Origin of the sequence: Fervidobacterium sp., from assembly GCA_026419195.1 — a bacterium.
GTDB lineage: Bacteria > Thermotogota > Thermotogae > Thermotogales > Fervidobacteriaceae > Fervidobacterium.
Genome location: JANZZV010000003.1, coordinates 306860 through 321131, shown reverse-complemented (window position 1 = coordinate 321131; position 14272 = coordinate 306860). Strand labels below are relative to the sequence as shown.

Genomic DNA, 14272 nt, shown 5'->3' with positions numbered 1-14272 from the left:
ATTAATTCCCCCCGTTCGGTTCATATTTTTCCAAAATAAGAACATATTCTGGGATTTTCGGAATTGACATTTTAAATACACCGTTTTGATATTCTCCAATAGAAAGTCCAAATGATTTTAACAACTTCCCGTACGGTAGATATTCCGACATATATACTTTACCATCGTTGACAGGACTTGGATCAGGAATTTCAATCCGATAATTGCTATAGTAACCTACAACTTTGACCTTGAAGTTTACATCAGTTCCCTCACTTGACTCTATTGTAACTGGGAACTCCTCCTCCCACCATTTAGATACATATCCCACGCTACCGGTCTTTTTTACAAAACCTATCAACGAACCATCTGTTGCACTAATCACTATCCCCTTTTTTTCTACATTTCTTACGTAGATACCTTTTGAATCTACGCTTAGAACCCTAAGTGCTGTTGGACGAGTATCACCAAATAATGTTACGTTAATAGTATTGTGTTCTTTCTCAAAAACTTGTTCCAGGTTTGTTCTTACGTTGTATAAAGGAGTGGACAACTTATACAATACAGTATGCAAATTCGTTGAAATTAGGTTGTTTGTAAATATATCTAAGAACATAACAAAAATTAGAAATAGAAAAACCAAAGCTAAGATGTTAGTTTTCATTCTACACTCTTCAGCCTCGCAAGTATGTCCATTTTGTCAAGAACCATTCCGGCACCTTTAGCAACACAACTCATTGGATCATCAGCCCTGGTAACCTTTATACCTGTTTCCTTTTCAAGTAATTCACATATGCCTCTGAGTAAGGAGCCTCCACCGGCAACTACTATCCCTTTTTCCGTTATATCGGCAACAAGCTCAGGAGGAGTTTTTTCAAGTGTTGCTTTTGCTGTTTCAACTATTTGCATTGCTGTTGATTTTATGGCTTCTCTTATTTCTCCACCAGTAAGTATCAATTTCTTTGGTAATCCACTTGAAAGTTCTATACCAACCACTTCAGTTTGAAGTTCGTCAAATTCTTTCAATGGATAAACGTTTCCAATTTCTATCTTTACGCGCTCAGCTGTTCGAACACCTATTGTTACTCTGTAGATTTCCCTTACATATTGGATTATGGCTTCATCAAATTCGTCACCTGCAATACGTGAAGAATTTGCTGTTACGATTGAACCGAGCGAAATCACAGCTGCTTCAGTTGTTCCACCACCTATATCAATTACCATACTTCCTTGCGGTTCCTCAACGGGTAATCCGGCTCCGATTGCAGTTGCCATCGGTTCTTCTATAAGAAAAACCTTTTTTGCACCTGCTTCTTTACCAGCTGTGAGTAAAGCTCTACTTTCAACTTCGGTAACTCCATAAGGAACGCCTATTACTACTCTTGGTCTGAATAAGGAAAATTTCTCCTGTGCTTTGCCAATAAAGTATGTAAGCATAGCGAGTGCAACATCATAGTCAGCGATAACACCATCTTTCAAAGGTCGTATGGCTTGTATGAAAGAAGGTGTTTTACCTATCATTTTTTTTGCTTCTACACCTACTTTGATTATCTCATTTGTTTCGGTGTTTATAGAGATTACCGATGGTTCATTCAAAACTATCCCTTTTCCTCTTACGTAAACTAATGTATTGGCAGTACCTAAGTCTATTCCGAGATCAGACCTACCAAACATTACTACACTTCCTTTCTAATCATTTTTTCAAAAACTGTCAAAGCTTCTTCCAACTTATCAAAGTACCTACCTCCGGCCTGCGCAAACGTTGTGCTCCCGCCACCACCACCACCGAGTACTTTCGAAACAACCTTAGCTATGTTGCCAGCATGGTAATCAACTGAAAGTTCTTTTGGGACCTTGACGGTCAAGATAATTTTATCATCCATTTTTGAAATAAGTAATACGATTCCTTTAACTCTTTCTGAAACATCATCTGTAAGTTCTTTTAGAATATCTGGTTCAAGTTTTTCAAAGACGGCCGAGACGTAACGAACTTTATCATAGGTTTTAGATAAACTTGCAATTTGTTCCGGATTTATTAGTTTTCTTTTAACTTCGGCTAGTTCTTTCTCTAAGTTTTTCTTTTCTTCTTTCAATTTTTTTACTTTCAGTAAGAGTTCTGATTTTGAAGATTCAAGTTCTTCTTTTAGTAATTCGATAATCTCCTCGTTTTCTCTTAAATAAACCAAAGCATTCGTTCCTGTTAGGGCTTCTATTCTTCTCACACCCGCACTTACTGCAGTCTCGGAAACTATTTTAAATAAGCCTATTTCTCCTGTATTTTTGACATGTGTTCCTCCACAGAGTTCTTCACTGAAATCAGAAACCTTTACAACGCGAACGAAATCACCATATTTTTCTTCAAAAAGTGCAATTGCACCTTCTTTAACTGCTTCATCATAACTTTTAATTTCCGTCTCAGTTGGTATGGCTTTTAATATAACTTCGTTAACTATATTTTCAATACTATCTATTTCTTCTTTCGTTAGTGCCTTGTAGTGAGTAAAATCAAACCTTAATCTTGTTGGTTCAACCAAAGAACCCGCTTGCCTGACGTGTGAACCAAGCACTCTTCTTAAGGCTGCATGTAAAAGGTGTGTTGCAGTATGGTTCCTCATAGTCGATTTCCGCTTGTTTTCATCAACTTTGGCATGTACTTTTTGACCAACTAACAATTTTCCGGTGAGCCTTCCTTTGTGGACAATTATGCCTTCAACAGGTGAATAAACGTATTCGACGTTAAATTGCGCGTTTTCTGCGTATATAATACCAGTGTCGGCAACCTGACCACCTTTCTCTGCATAGAATGGAGTTGTATCAAGTACCAGCTCCACTTCTAAGTTACTCCCTTCTACACTGTCAACAAAACTGTTACTTGAACGTATCTTAAGAATTGTCGCATCTGTTTCAAGCGATTCGTAACCAACGAAAATCACTTCAACGTCAAGATTTTCATATCCAGTCTTTTGTGCAAATTCGATCTCACCTTGAGCTTTTCTTGATCTTTCACGTTGAGATTCAAGATGTTTGTAAAATCCCTCTTCGTCGAGTTCATAGCTATTTTCTTTTGCTATATCTTTTAGAATATCAATTGGAAATCCATATGTGTCGTAGAGTTTAAATGCATCTTCAGCAGAAATTTTACCTGCACTTTGTACAATTTTTTGAACTATCTCTAAACCTTTTGAGAGGTTGTTTATAAATTTAAATTCCTCGCTTTTTATTACATTTTCCGCAAAACCTTGCTTTTCAGCGATTTCAGGATAGATTGTCTTCATTTTATTTACGACACTATCAACGATTTTATACAAAAATGGTTCTCTCGCACCAAGTAACACTCCATGTCTTAATGCTCTTCTTAAAATTCTTCTAAGTACGTATCCTCTACCTTCATTTGAGGGTAAAACACCATCTGCTATCATAAATGTTACCGCTCTTACATGGTCTGCTATAACTCTTATCGAGATATCTTTTGTTTGATCTGATTTGTATGATACATTCAGCACACTTTCGATTCTTTGGATAATAGGTTTAAAAAGATCTGTATCAAAATTCCAGTAGACTCCCTGCATCATGGCAGATATTCTCTCAAGACCAGCACCGGTATCTATGTTCTTTTTGGGGAGTGGATGGAGTTTTCCCTCTTCGTCTTGGTAAAATTCTGTGAAAACAAGATTCCAAATTTCGATGTACCTACCATCTGTATTAGCTGGTGTAGGATCTTGTCCTTCTGGTACAGGTACTTGAATTCCTGTGTCGTAAAATATCTCTGAGCAAGGACCACAAGGACCAGTTGGACCTGCTGGACCCCAGAAATTATCTTCTTTTCCCATACGTACGATCTTTCTTTCAGGAACACCGATGTTTTTCCAGATTTCGTAGGCTTCATCATCGTTTTCGTAAACAGAAACCCAAAGTTTTTCTTCCGGCATTTGCAATACTTCTGTTACAAATTCCCAAGCCCATTGTATAGCTTCTTTTTTGAAATAATCACCAAATGAAAAATTTCCAAGCATTTCAAAGAAAGTGTGATGTCTGGGTGTTCTTCCAACATTTTCTATATCATTTGTTCTCACGCATTTTTGACATGTTGTAACCCTTGTGTACACTGGCTCTACTTTACCCCAGAATATTGGTTTGAAAGGTACCATTCCCGCGACCGTGAACATCAGTTGAGGATCGTCAGGGATAAGAGACGCGCTTGGTAGTCTTTTGTGTCCTTTTGTTTCGAAGAAGCTAAGATAAGCTTCCCTGATCTCTTCACTTGTCATAAATTTCATCCATTTACACCTCCGCAGATCACTTGTACGTTATACTCAAAAGGATATAAATAACAGGGGTTATAAAAAGTAATCCGTCGATTCTGTCAAGCATACCGCCATGTCCTGGCATGAGATTACCCATATGCTTAACGTTATAATGTCTTTTTATAGATGATTCGAATATATCTCCGAAAGTATCGAGTAAACCAGTAACTATAGCGAATGTTATTTTCAAAATTAAATCCAATTGCATGTTGGATTTAAAAACGGTATTAGCTACTAACTGGTAAAAAACAATGTAAATGAACGTACCAAATATACCTCCTACGAAGCCTTCCCAGCTTTTGTTCGGGCTATAGTAACTGCCAAACTTATGTTTTCCAAACAACATTCCAAAAGCGTAAGCAAAGCTATCATATGCCCACGAAATTGTTAGTGTAAGTAATGCCAATGCCGGACCAAATTCATCGTAAATAGGTATAAAAAAAGACAATAAAAACGCTATGTAAATAAGTGCCGTTGAATAAGCAAAATAAACTTCTGTTATAATATCTCGATTTTTCACGCGATTTAAGGCAATTACAATACCCGTAATATAAATAATTGCAAGTAACTCCATAGGATACTTTCTAAAAGTTATTCCATACAATATTGGATAAGTTGTAACCACAGCTGTATAAGTAAAAGATAACCATATGTTGTATTTCTTTATCGTTGTGAAAAATAACTCCGCTGAGCAGATCATAACTATAGCTGCAACAAGACCAACCAAGCTGGTATATGATAAAAAGCACAGAACTACAAATGGTGCAACGATAAACGCACTGATAGTCCTCTGAATGGTTTCTTTTCTCAGATTGCTCGAACTTTCTGCTGTCATTTTATCCCCCCGAAACGCCTATCCCTCTTGGTATATTCGTCTATAGCTTTTTGAAGTTCTTCTTCTGAAAATTCCGGCCACAACAAATTTGAGAAATAAAGTTCGCTGTATGCTATTTGCCAAATAAGAAAGTTACTCACCCGCATTTCTCCTGAAGTACGAATAACAAGATCTGGGTCGGGTATATCCGGTGCGTACAGGTAGTTTCTAAATGTGCTGTCATCTAAAGAATCTATATTTAATTTATCATTTCTTGTATCATCGATGATTTTTTTTACAGCGTCTATTATTTCGTACCTTCCACCATAATTGAACGCCATTATTGCCTGGATTTTACTGTTGTTTTTTGTTTTTTCCTGATAGTACTCACACTTTTTCTTTACAGTATCTGCTAGCTCATCTAAACGCCCGATGAATCTCAGTCTCACATTTTCTTTATGCATTCTCTCATAAAACTCGTCTATTTTTTCCACAAGCAAATTCAATATAAAGTTTACTTCTTCTTTTGGCCTTTTCCAATTCTCGGTGGAAAAAGCGTAAAACGTGGTGTATTTAACACCACGATTTGCGCACCATCTAACCACATCTTCTATCTTATAAGCACCTACGTAATGTCCATATGTTCTTGGTTTACCTTGCCTTTTTGCCCACCGGCCGTTTCCATCCATTATAAAAGCAATATGTTGAATCTGTCCACTTAAGCTCAAAATTCCATTATCTCCTTTTCCTTTTTTTCAAACAGCTTATCAAGTTCGGCTACATACTTATCTGTGATATTTTGTATTTCCTTTTCGAGCCTTTTTTCGTCGTCTTCAGATATCTCTCCATCTTTCTTTTTATCCTTAATTTCTTTGATAATATCCCTTCTTATATTTCTTACCGCTATTTTACCTTCTTCCACTATCTCTTTTGCCTTCTTAACCCATTTTTGGCGTTGTTCAGTAGTAGGTGTCGGAAATGTCAAGCGTATTACACTACCATCGTTAACAGGTGTTAATCCAAGATCACTTGCAAGTATAGCCTTTTCAATCGCACTTAGTAGGTTCCTTTCCCAAGGTTTAATGATTAATTGCCTTTCTTCGGTGGTTACTTGGGCTACTTGAAGGACGGGAGTAGGAACGCCGTAATAATCTACTTTTATTTCCTCTAAAACAGCAGGAGAAGCCCTACCTGTTCTTAAGTGTTTTAGCTCTTCTGAAATCTTCTCAACTGACTTTTTCATCTTATCCTCAGTTGTTTTTATGTACGAATTAACCATAAAGTTTTCCACCTCCGATTCGAGTGTTTTGAATCACTAAACATTTAATTATATCTTATCAATATTACTGACACATATGGCTGTAATACCTTTCATTTGGGATTCTGGGTATACATCGTTCCCACTTTTGAATTTCACGGAGACTGGGCAGTTTAATACCTCTTCTAAACTTTTGATGATTTCTTCTCTGTAGTTTTTAAGTCTTACCGGAGAGATTATAACACAATCTACGGAAGAAGCAAAGAATCCTGTAGAGCTAATATACTTTACTATTTCACACAACATATCAAGGCTTCTTCTACCTTTATTTAATTCATTTTCCGGAAATATTGTTCCAATATCTTTTTTATGTGTTATACCAACGATACTATCTATGATTGCGTGACATAAAACATCTGCATCAGAATGGCCAAATAGACCAAGATTTGATTCAATTTCTACCCCGCCCAACACAAGTTGCCTGTTTTCCACAAGTGGGTGAGTGTCCCAACCTATACCAGTAAATGTTTTATAATCAGAGAGTTTCGAAAGTCTTTTCATCTTCTGATGGACAGGTTTTTCTTCTTGAAAACCAAATTTTTGGAAGAATTCGTAATCGAAGGTATCAACAATGATCCTTTTATATCTGTTTTCTTTGATGAATTTGTACAGCAGATATTCTTTCATTTCACCAGTAAGAGAAACTATGTACAAGTCATTGATTGAAAAATCCATCAGTATCCTTTCAATTATGTATATCATCTTTGAACCTACTGGGAATATTTTAAATCCAAGTATCCCAAACCATTTTTGATACCCATGCCTAAATCCTGCTTTGTCAGAGTATAACAAAACCCCCTTAATCTTATCCGCACCCCTGAGTACTAACGAATTTTGTTTTACAAATGGTGGGATGTCTTTTGAAAGAGCATCCAATATATATTTTATTGCTTTACTTCCGAACAATTCGTCGAAAAATTCTTTTTTATCTTCGTATATTAGCTTTGAAATTTCTTCAATATTTGATTGATTGATTTTTGTTATTTCCAAATTACCACCTCAAAATTTTGCATTCATCGAACTAATGGATAGAATGGATAGATTATTTTGTAAATAAATAAATTATTATTAATAAAGCACCGGTTATAAGCAGTGTGGTCATGAATGAGATAAGCAATTCAGAACCTGTTGTAGGTGGTACCTCTACCCTTATTTGTCTTGGTATTTCTTCTTTTATATACTCTTTACCTTCGAAAACTTGCTTTTGTTTTTTTAAAAAATAAGATTCATCACTTAAAATTTTCAAAGCAGGGCTTACAAGTGATTTTGCAAGTATTCCTTCAAACAGTTCCAATTTGACTAAATATAAGCTTCCTCCTCTGACTTTTATGAGTTCTTTGCTTACTATAGTCCCCTCAATAGAAATTTTTTGTAGATCAAACTTCGGTAGTTTTTCTCTTAATTGTTTTTCATACTTTCCAGGATTTAATATAACTACTGGCATTTTGTCACCGATATCAAATTGCATGACTGTTGAGCCATTTATCGGATCTATTACTGGGAACACTTCTATTAAATCGACTACGTCTGGTCGAGAGTACACTTTAACAACGTTTTCGTCTGTAAAATCTTCTTGTATTTCTAAAAATGTGAGTGCGGAGTATTCCTCAAGTAACATGCCTTCGAATTTTATGTTAACATCCATTTTTGGACTCCATTCTTCTAAAAGATCTGATATAATAACTCTTAAAACTTCTTCGTCATTTTCTTTTATAGCTGTGGAAAATTCAATACCAAGGGGAATTTTTCCTCTCCGATTCATTATGTTGTTAAGATAAGATATAAAAGCGAGAGATATGTCGTATGTTCCAGGTAATTCTTTTATTTGTTTTCTTACTTTCTCGATCTTTTCTTTAAAATCATTTAATTTTTCATCAAGCGTTATTTCGTCAAGCATGTTCGCGTATCGAATAGGCACAACAATAAAATCATAATCGGGAGCACTGTTGGTTTTCCCAAAGAAGTATCCTACTATATCCTCTGCTGTACCCTTACTCCGTGCCCTAACTTTTATAAAATAAAGATCCAGAACGACTCCTCCCCAAACATTTGATTGATGCTTGATAGCTGGTATTTAAAAGGCTCACATGAAGAATCCTCCACTTTCTATTTGTGTACCCTTTGGTATGATTCTATCATTCCCTACAACAACATTTTTTCCTAAGGAGCAGTTTTCTTCTAAAATACTGTCCATACCTATAACTGTAATGTCAGAGTTGTACACTTTTTTATCGTACTTACTTTCTGCGAATTTTCCGATTCCTATCTTACAACCGTCTTTTATTATAGTATTCTCGGCTATTATTGAGTCTTCGATTATAACATTGCTACCGATTTCTACTTTCGTCATAATGACACTATTTTTAATCACACTACCTTCACCAATTAAAACACCCTGAGATATAACGCTATTTTCGACATATCCGTATATTTCACATCCTTCACTTATTATAGAATTCCTAACCTCACCACTTTCTGACACATATGCTGGTTGCATTTCCTCAGAACGTGTGTAAATGCGCCAGTTAGGATCGTGTAGATTAAACGGGGGTATAGGTCTAACAAGTTCAAGATTTGTTTCCCAGTAAGATTGTATTGTTCCAACATCTTGCCAGTAGCCTTCAAATGGATAAGCGTAAACTTTTTCCGTTGAGAGAATTTTTGGTATTACATTTTTACCAAAGTCATGATCACTTTTTTCATCTCTCGCATCATCAATTAACATTTGTTTTATAAATTCCCAGGTAAAAACGTATATACCAAGTGATGCAAGGTTCGATTTAGGTTCTCTTGGTTTTTCTTGAAAGTCTATTATCTTGTTATCTATGTCTGTTATCATTATACCAAACCTGTGTGCTTCGCTAAGAGGTACTTCCATGCACGCAATAGTTGCAAGGGCACCTTTTGAAATATGATAATAAACAAATTCACTGTAATCCATGGAGTAGATATGATCACCTGACAGGACAACTATGTACTCAGGATCGTACTCCTCAATAAATTCTATGTTTTGATATACAGCATCAGCAGTTCCTTTGTACCATACACTTTCTGTCAACGTCGAATAAGGTTGGAGAATGGTTACACCTCCACCTTTCCTATCAAGATCCCAAGGTTTGCCAATCCCTATATGTTTGTTTAAAAGATGAGGTCTGTATTGTGTTAATACACCTATTCTGTATATACCGGAGTTTACACAATTACTCAGTGTAAAATCTATAATTCTGTATTTTCCACCAAATTGTACAGCAGGTTTTGGAATTTTTTCGGTTAACACACCTAAGCGTGTACCTTGCCCTCCAGCAAGGATTAGTCCGATTACGTTTTTCATTTGCAGCCCCCCTGACTAAATAACCATCCACTTTTCAAGTACTACAGGCTCAAAATCACCTACAAGCACTTGTTCGGCTCTGACAACACAATTTTTATCGATTATTGCGTTTTTAACAACTGCACCTTCCTCAATTACTGAATCTTGCATTATTATTGAATTTTCAACTCGTGCTCCTGCCCTTATGACTACACCCCTGAATATAACCGAATTTCTTACCGTTCCAGATATTATGCAACCGTCTGCTATCATCGAATTTGAGACTCTTGCAGTACCTGTGTATTTTGCTGGTGGATAATCTTTCAATTTTGTGTATACCTTTCCGTATTTTAAGAAGAGCTCTTCGCGTATTTTTCTGTTGTTAACTACTTCCATGTTTGTTTTATAATATTCACTGATACCTTTCTTGATGTTTCTCCAATATCCGTTAAACTCGTAAGCGTATACCCTCAATTTATCAAGATTGGGAATTATCACATCCAATAGCAAATCGTATTTGCCCGCTGGAACTGTATCATACAACAGATCAAGGAGCAGATATTTGTTTATGAAGTAAACACCAAGAAACGCCTTTCTTGATGGGGGGTTTTGGACTTTTTCGTGTATCTCTTTTATTCTACCATCTGCTTCTGTAACTACCACTCCATAATCCTTAATATCGTATGTTTCGTCTAATTCTTTAACCATCAAAGTTACATCGGCACCTTTTGCAAAGTGATAACTGAACATATCATTATACAACACTTTGTATATATGATCACCGGAGCCTATTAAGACATAATCTTCGTCCCCGCGTCGTAACATAGTTGTGTTTTGAAACAATGCGTCAGCTGTACCTCTGTACCAATATTCCCCTGTCATTCCTAAGTAAGGTTGTAATATGTACAGTCCACCGTGTTTTCTATCAAGGTCCCATTCCTTCCCAGAACCAAGATGGTCCATCAGACTTCTGGGGTTATATTGAGTTAAAACGCCAACTTTGTATATTCCAGAGTTTACCATATTACTTAGTGTGAAATCTATTGCTCTGTATTTACCAAAAACAGGTAAGGCGGCGCTTGCTCTCTTGAACACTAGCTTTCCCAGTGCATCACTCTTTCCTCCAGCCAAAATCAATCCAAGTACCTTCACAAGAATCCCCCCTGTTTTCTCAAATCCGGATTCAAGAATCCGGATCGCTTATCTAGCTTTTCATTTTTTTACGATCGATACACCTGAGCTGGTGCCTATCCGAGTCGCCCCTGCTGTTATCATTTTTAAAGCATCTTCATAAGTTTTTATGCCGCCTGATGCTTTAATTTCTATCTGACCATCAACTGCCCAGTGCATTAATTGTACGTCTTCAAACTTTGCACCGAATGTTCCAAAACCAGTTGAAGTCTTAACAAAAGCCGCACCTGCAAGTTTTGAAAGAAAACTTGCGGCAACCTTTTCTTCATCAGTTAAGTAACATGTCTCGATTATAACTTTTACAGGAACATTTGCTGCTTCAACCACAGCTTTTATGTCATTATACACATATTCATAATCTTTTTCTTTTAGTTTTCCTATATGGATAACCATATCAACTTCTTGAGCACCGTTTTCTACGACCCATTTTGTTTCATAAACCTTTGCCATTGTACTTGTAGTACCGAGTGGGAAACCAACAACTGTTACTGTTAACACATTACTACCATTCAGTAAATCGCGCACCATAGGCACAAAAGAAGGATTAACACACACTCCTTTGAAGTTATATTGTAAAGCCTCTTCGCACAATTTCTTTATTTCATCACTTGTAGCTGTTGGCTTTAAGTTTGTGTGATCTATAAATTCGTTGATTTTTATATTTTTGTCCACTTCAACGGTGAGTGGTTTGTAATCGACATGAAACTGTGAAATTTTTTCTTCTAACAGCTTGGTAATTTCCATAGTTATACATCTCCCTTCAAAGACTTTTATTTGTTGTATTTTAAGTACTCTTTTATCTTTTTTTGTGTTTCTTTTTTCTTTATCTCTTCACGTTTATCATAACTCTTTTTACCCTTTGCTACTGCTATTTCTACTTTGACCTTCCCTTGGTTATTGAAGTAAATCTTCGTTGGGATGATAGTATAACCTTCTTGCCTTATTTTACCCCATATTCTATCTATCTCTTTTCTGTGTAACAACAGTTTTCTTGGTCTTTCCGGTTCGTGGTTGTATATGTTACCAAATCGGTAAGGTGGTATATGTAGATTCAATAGCCAAAGTTCACCGTCTTTAACTTTGCAAAATGAGTCCTTGAAGCTTGCTCCATGTTCTCTTAATGATTTAACTTCCGTACCAACCAAAACGATTCCTGCCTCGTATGTTTCGTTGATTAAGTAATCAGTGTAAGCTTTTTTGTTTGTAGCTATTATTTTCAACTGAAATCCCACCCTATATCTTCGTAGTGTTTAATCGCTGAACCTACAACTTCCACAACATCGATCTGTACTTTAGTATAAATTTTATCTTTCAAACGATGTTCCAAATAGTACTCTGCAACTTTTATGATTTTATCGAATTTTTCTTTATCAACACGTTCAGAAGGTAGTATGCGTTTTCCATTTCCAGATTTGACTTCGACAAATATTACCACATCTTTGCAGCACGCTATTATGTCTATCTCTCCAAAAGGAGTTCTAAAATTCTTTTCGAGTATTTTATATCTTTTAGCCTTTTCTAAATATTCTACCGCTAAATTTTCTGCTATTTGCCAATCTTTTTTGGGTTTGCACAGTTTCTCCATAGCAGATTTATCCGTAAATCCCTGGCACTTTTATCAGTCTACCAACTCTATCTGGAAAGTTATCTATAATTTCTTGCACATTTTCACAACTTTTAGGTTCTGCTGAACGTGGTTCAAAGCTTTCTTCTATAGGAGTATACATTGGTTCCACGTTTTCGGTGTTTACTTCTGAAAGTATTTCGAAGTAGTCCAAGATCTTTTGTAGATCGTTTTTTAGCTTCTGGATGTCAGAAACGGTCAATCTTGAGAGTTTCGAAAGGTGTTGGATGAGTTTATCATCGATTTTTATTGACATTTTTCAAAACCTCCTTTAAATAGGTTATTTCCTTTAATTTTTCAGGCGTTTCTGTAATGGCTTGTTTATTTTGCTCTGCGACATTTTTATATATTTCTTGCCTGTAAACTCTTACACTTGGTGGAGCTATTACACCAATTTTTACGCTTCCACCTTCTATCTTCAAAACCTTAATTTCTATATTATCCCCTATTATAATGCTTTCACCTATTTTTCTGGACAAAACAAGCATTTTAATCACCACTTTTCAGCGTTGGGTCATACTTTTTTTTTATTTGATGTTTTAGCTCATATTTTTCCAATATTACTTGCAATCCTATCCCATTTTTTAGATTTATTACGATCGGTGCTTTGAGATTTACAGTTGTTTCCTCCGGTTTTCCAATTGGTATAGTTACAACACACCATACTACTAAATCATTTGGATCTTCTATTTTAAGTATTTGTAATTCATTTTGTGATAATTCAACCTCATAGTCTTCTTCTACAATCCATGGATCTATTATGGGTAATGCAACAGTTTCATCCTCGAGGCTTACAAGCCAAAATATAGGTCTTGTCTCTTCTAAAGCTATAATCGCAAACTTTTTTAAACTTTCGAATCCAGGGATACCTTCGGGGAAAAAGAGTATTTCATTTTCGTTCAAGTCAAAATCACCCAATCGTGTTTTGTACATACTTTATCTCTCCTAATTAGAAGTCTTCTTGTAGAAATTTTATCACTTCTTTATAAAATTGCTCAGAATATTCTGGATCTTCAAATAATTCATGGTATCCACCTTCAAACTCTCTTAGTATCTTCTTAACTTTTAACCTCTCATAAAAGCTTCTTGCACCATGTGGAGGAGTTACTTTATCTTCAGTACCAACTAATATGGCAACAGGACATGTTATTCTTTCAACTTGTTCGTGTGCATTTTGCAAGTTTTTGAGCATGCTTTTACCAAGCTTTATAGATATTCTATCATGAACAAGTGGATCGGAAATGTACTTTTGTACAGCTTCCATGTTTCGAGAGAGTAATCTTGGCTCTATGCCGTTGCTAACTGCCAAACTTGGCAAAGTGTATGCAAATAGGTTTAATATTATCTTCTGCGAGTTACTTGGTTTAATGTACAATGCCGGTGATGAGACAATAAGTTTTTCAACTTTTTGTGGTCTTGTTTGAGCGTATCTTATGGCTATTAATCCACCAAGACTGTGCCCAAACAGCGAGAAAGATTTTGTTTGTTTAGTTAGTTCATCTATTATTTCCAGTACATCTTCAATACAAGTATGACCACGTTTTCCAGAACTTTTACCATGACCTGGCAGGTCAAATCCAATCACGCCGTAAGATGATTCTTTTAGTATATTGATTAATTTTTCGTATCTACCTATGTGTTCACCAAGTCCATGTACTATTACAACCCAACCTTTTTCAGAAACTCCTTCTTTGAAAGAATAAATCACTTTTATCCCCCCTGTGGGAAAAGC

Annotated in this window: 17 protein-coding genes; all 17 read right to left on the bottom strand. The window is 35.9% G+C overall.

What is annotated here, in order from left to right:
- Position 1 precedes the first annotated feature (1 nt).
- Entirely contained in the window at positions 2-643 is a 642-nt protein-coding gene (locus tag N2Z58_03420) for a hypothetical protein (protein MCX7653714.1), read from the bottom strand.
- Positions 640-1653, bottom strand: coding sequence for a rod shape-determining protein (locus tag N2Z58_03415; GenBank protein ID MCX7653713.1), 1014 nt, complete (start codon positions 1651-1653; stop codon positions 640-642). The genes N2Z58_03420 and N2Z58_03415 overlap by 4 nt, the downstream gene beginning before the upstream one ends.
- A 2-nt stretch (positions 1654-1655) precedes the next feature.
- Positions 1656-4256: an alanine--tRNA ligase gene (gene alaS / locus N2Z58_03410; GenBank protein ID MCX7653712.1), complete on the bottom strand. Its 2601-nt coding sequence runs from the start codon at positions 4254-4256 to the stop codon at positions 1656-1658.
- Positions 4257-4275: 19 nt separating this feature from the next.
- On the bottom strand, positions 4276-5118 hold the full coding sequence (locus N2Z58_03405) for a phosphatidate cytidylyltransferase (protein ID MCX7653711.1): 843 nt from the start codon (positions 5116-5118) through the stop codon (positions 4276-4278).
- A complete protein-coding gene (locus tag N2Z58_03400) occupies positions 5115-5825 on the bottom strand; it encodes an isoprenyl transferase (protein ID MCX7653710.1) in 711 nt (236 codons plus the stop codon). Before N2Z58_03400 ends, N2Z58_03405 begins: the two co-directional genes overlap by 4 nt.
- Positions 5822-6376 (bottom strand): ribosome recycling factor, encoded by a 555-nt coding sequence (gene frr, locus N2Z58_03395; GenBank protein MCX7653709.1) that lies wholly within the window; start codon positions 6374-6376, stop codon positions 5822-5824. The genes N2Z58_03400 and frr overlap by 4 nt, the downstream gene beginning before the upstream one ends.
- Positions 6377-6424: 48 nt before the next feature.
- Positions 6425-7405 (bottom strand): 2-C-methyl-D-erythritol 2,4-cyclodiphosphate synthase, encoded by a 981-nt coding sequence (locus N2Z58_03390; protein ID MCX7653708.1) that lies wholly within the window; start codon positions 7403-7405, stop codon positions 6425-6427.
- Between the two features lie 52 nt (positions 7406-7457).
- Complete coding sequence (locus N2Z58_03385; protein ID MCX7653707.1) at positions 7458-8444, bottom strand: DUF4899 domain-containing protein; 987 nt, start codon at positions 8442-8444, stop codon at positions 7458-7460.
- A 54-nt stretch (positions 8445-8498) separates the two neighbouring features.
- Positions 8499-9746 (bottom strand): glucose-1-phosphate adenylyltransferase, encoded by a 1248-nt coding sequence (locus N2Z58_03380; GenBank protein ID MCX7653706.1) that lies wholly within the window; start codon positions 9744-9746, stop codon positions 8499-8501.
- Positions 9747-9761: 15 nt separating this feature from the next.
- The gene (gene glgD / locus N2Z58_03375; GenBank protein MCX7653705.1) at positions 9762-10877 is read right to left on the bottom strand and encodes a glucose-1-phosphate adenylyltransferase subunit GlgD; all 1116 of its coding nucleotides are present in this window, start codon (positions 10875-10877) and stop codon (positions 9762-9764) included.
- A 60-nt stretch (positions 10878-10937) separates the two neighbouring features.
- Complete coding sequence (gene deoC, locus N2Z58_03370; protein MCX7653704.1) at positions 10938-11576, bottom strand: deoxyribose-phosphate aldolase; 639 nt, start codon at positions 11574-11576, stop codon at positions 10938-10940.
- Between the two features lie 110 nt (positions 11577-11686).
- Positions 11687-12136 carry an SsrA-binding protein SmpB gene (gene smpB / locus N2Z58_03365; GenBank protein MCX7653703.1) on the bottom strand — a complete coding sequence of 150 codons (450 nt, stop codon included), beginning with the start codon at positions 12134-12136 and terminating at the stop codon, positions 11687-11689.
- On the bottom strand, positions 12133-12501 hold the full coding sequence (locus N2Z58_03360; protein ID MCX7653702.1) for a YraN family protein: 369 nt from the start codon (positions 12499-12501) through the stop codon (positions 12133-12135). Before N2Z58_03360 ends, smpB begins: the two co-directional genes overlap by 4 nt.
- 7 nt (positions 12502-12508) lie before the next feature.
- Complete coding sequence (gatC, locus tag N2Z58_03355; GenBank protein MCX7653701.1) at positions 12509-12796, bottom strand: Asp-tRNA(Asn)/Glu-tRNA(Gln) amidotransferase subunit GatC; 288 nt, start codon at positions 12794-12796, stop codon at positions 12509-12511.
- Positions 12777-13028: a carbon storage regulator CsrA gene (csrA, locus tag N2Z58_03350; protein ID MCX7653700.1), complete on the bottom strand. Its 252-nt coding sequence runs from the start codon at positions 13026-13028 to the stop codon at positions 12777-12779. The genes gatC and csrA overlap by 20 nt, the downstream gene beginning before the upstream one ends.
- Before the next feature lies 1 nt (position 13029).
- Positions 13030-13473: a flagellar assembly protein FliW gene (fliW, locus tag N2Z58_03345; protein ID MCX7653699.1), complete on the bottom strand. Its 444-nt coding sequence runs from the start codon at positions 13471-13473 to the stop codon at positions 13030-13032.
- A gap of 16 nt (positions 13474-13489) precedes the next feature.
- Positions 13490-14248 carry a lysophospholipase gene (locus N2Z58_03340; protein ID MCX7653698.1) on the bottom strand — a complete coding sequence of 253 codons (759 nt, stop codon included), beginning with the start codon at positions 14246-14248 and terminating at the stop codon, positions 13490-13492.
- Positions 14249-14272 lie beyond the last annotated feature (24 nt).

Excerpts from the sequence above, each read along its gene's own strand:
- N2Z58_03420 (MCX7653714.1), bottom strand. The coding sequence starts at position 643 with ATGAAAACTAACATCTTAGCTTTGGTTTTTCTATTTCTAATTTTTGTT.
- N2Z58_03415 (MCX7653713.1), bottom strand. The coding sequence starts at position 1,653 with ATGTTTGGTAGGTCTGATCTCGGAATAGACTTAGGTACTGCCAATACA.
- alaS (MCX7653712.1), bottom strand. The coding sequence starts at position 4,256 with ATGAAATTTATGACAAGTGAAGAGATCAGGGAAGCTTATCTTAGCTTC.
- N2Z58_03405 (MCX7653711.1), bottom strand. The coding sequence starts at position 5,118 with ATGACAGCAGAAAGTTCGAGCAATCTGAGAAAAGAAACCATTCAGAGG.
- frr (MCX7653709.1), bottom strand. The coding sequence starts at position 6,376 with ATGGTTAATTCGTACATAAAAACAACTGAGGATAAGATGAAAAAGTCA.
- N2Z58_03380 (MCX7653706.1), bottom strand. The coding sequence starts at position 9,746 with ATGAAAAACGTAATCGGACTAATCCTTGCTGGAGGGCAAGGTACACGC.
- N2Z58_03360 (MCX7653702.1), bottom strand. The coding sequence starts at position 12,501 with ATGGAGAAACTGTGCAAACCCAAAAAAGATTGGCAAATAGCAGAAAAT.
- gatC (MCX7653701.1), bottom strand. The coding sequence starts at position 12,796 with ATGTCAATAAAAATCGATGATAAACTCATCCAACACCTTTCGAAACTC.
- csrA (MCX7653700.1), bottom strand. The coding sequence starts at position 13,028 with ATGCTTGTTTTGTCCAGAAAAATAGGTGAAAGCATTATAATAGGGGAT.
- fliW (MCX7653699.1), bottom strand. The coding sequence starts at position 13,473 with ATGTACAAAACACGATTGGGTGATTTTGACTTGAACGAAAATGAAATA.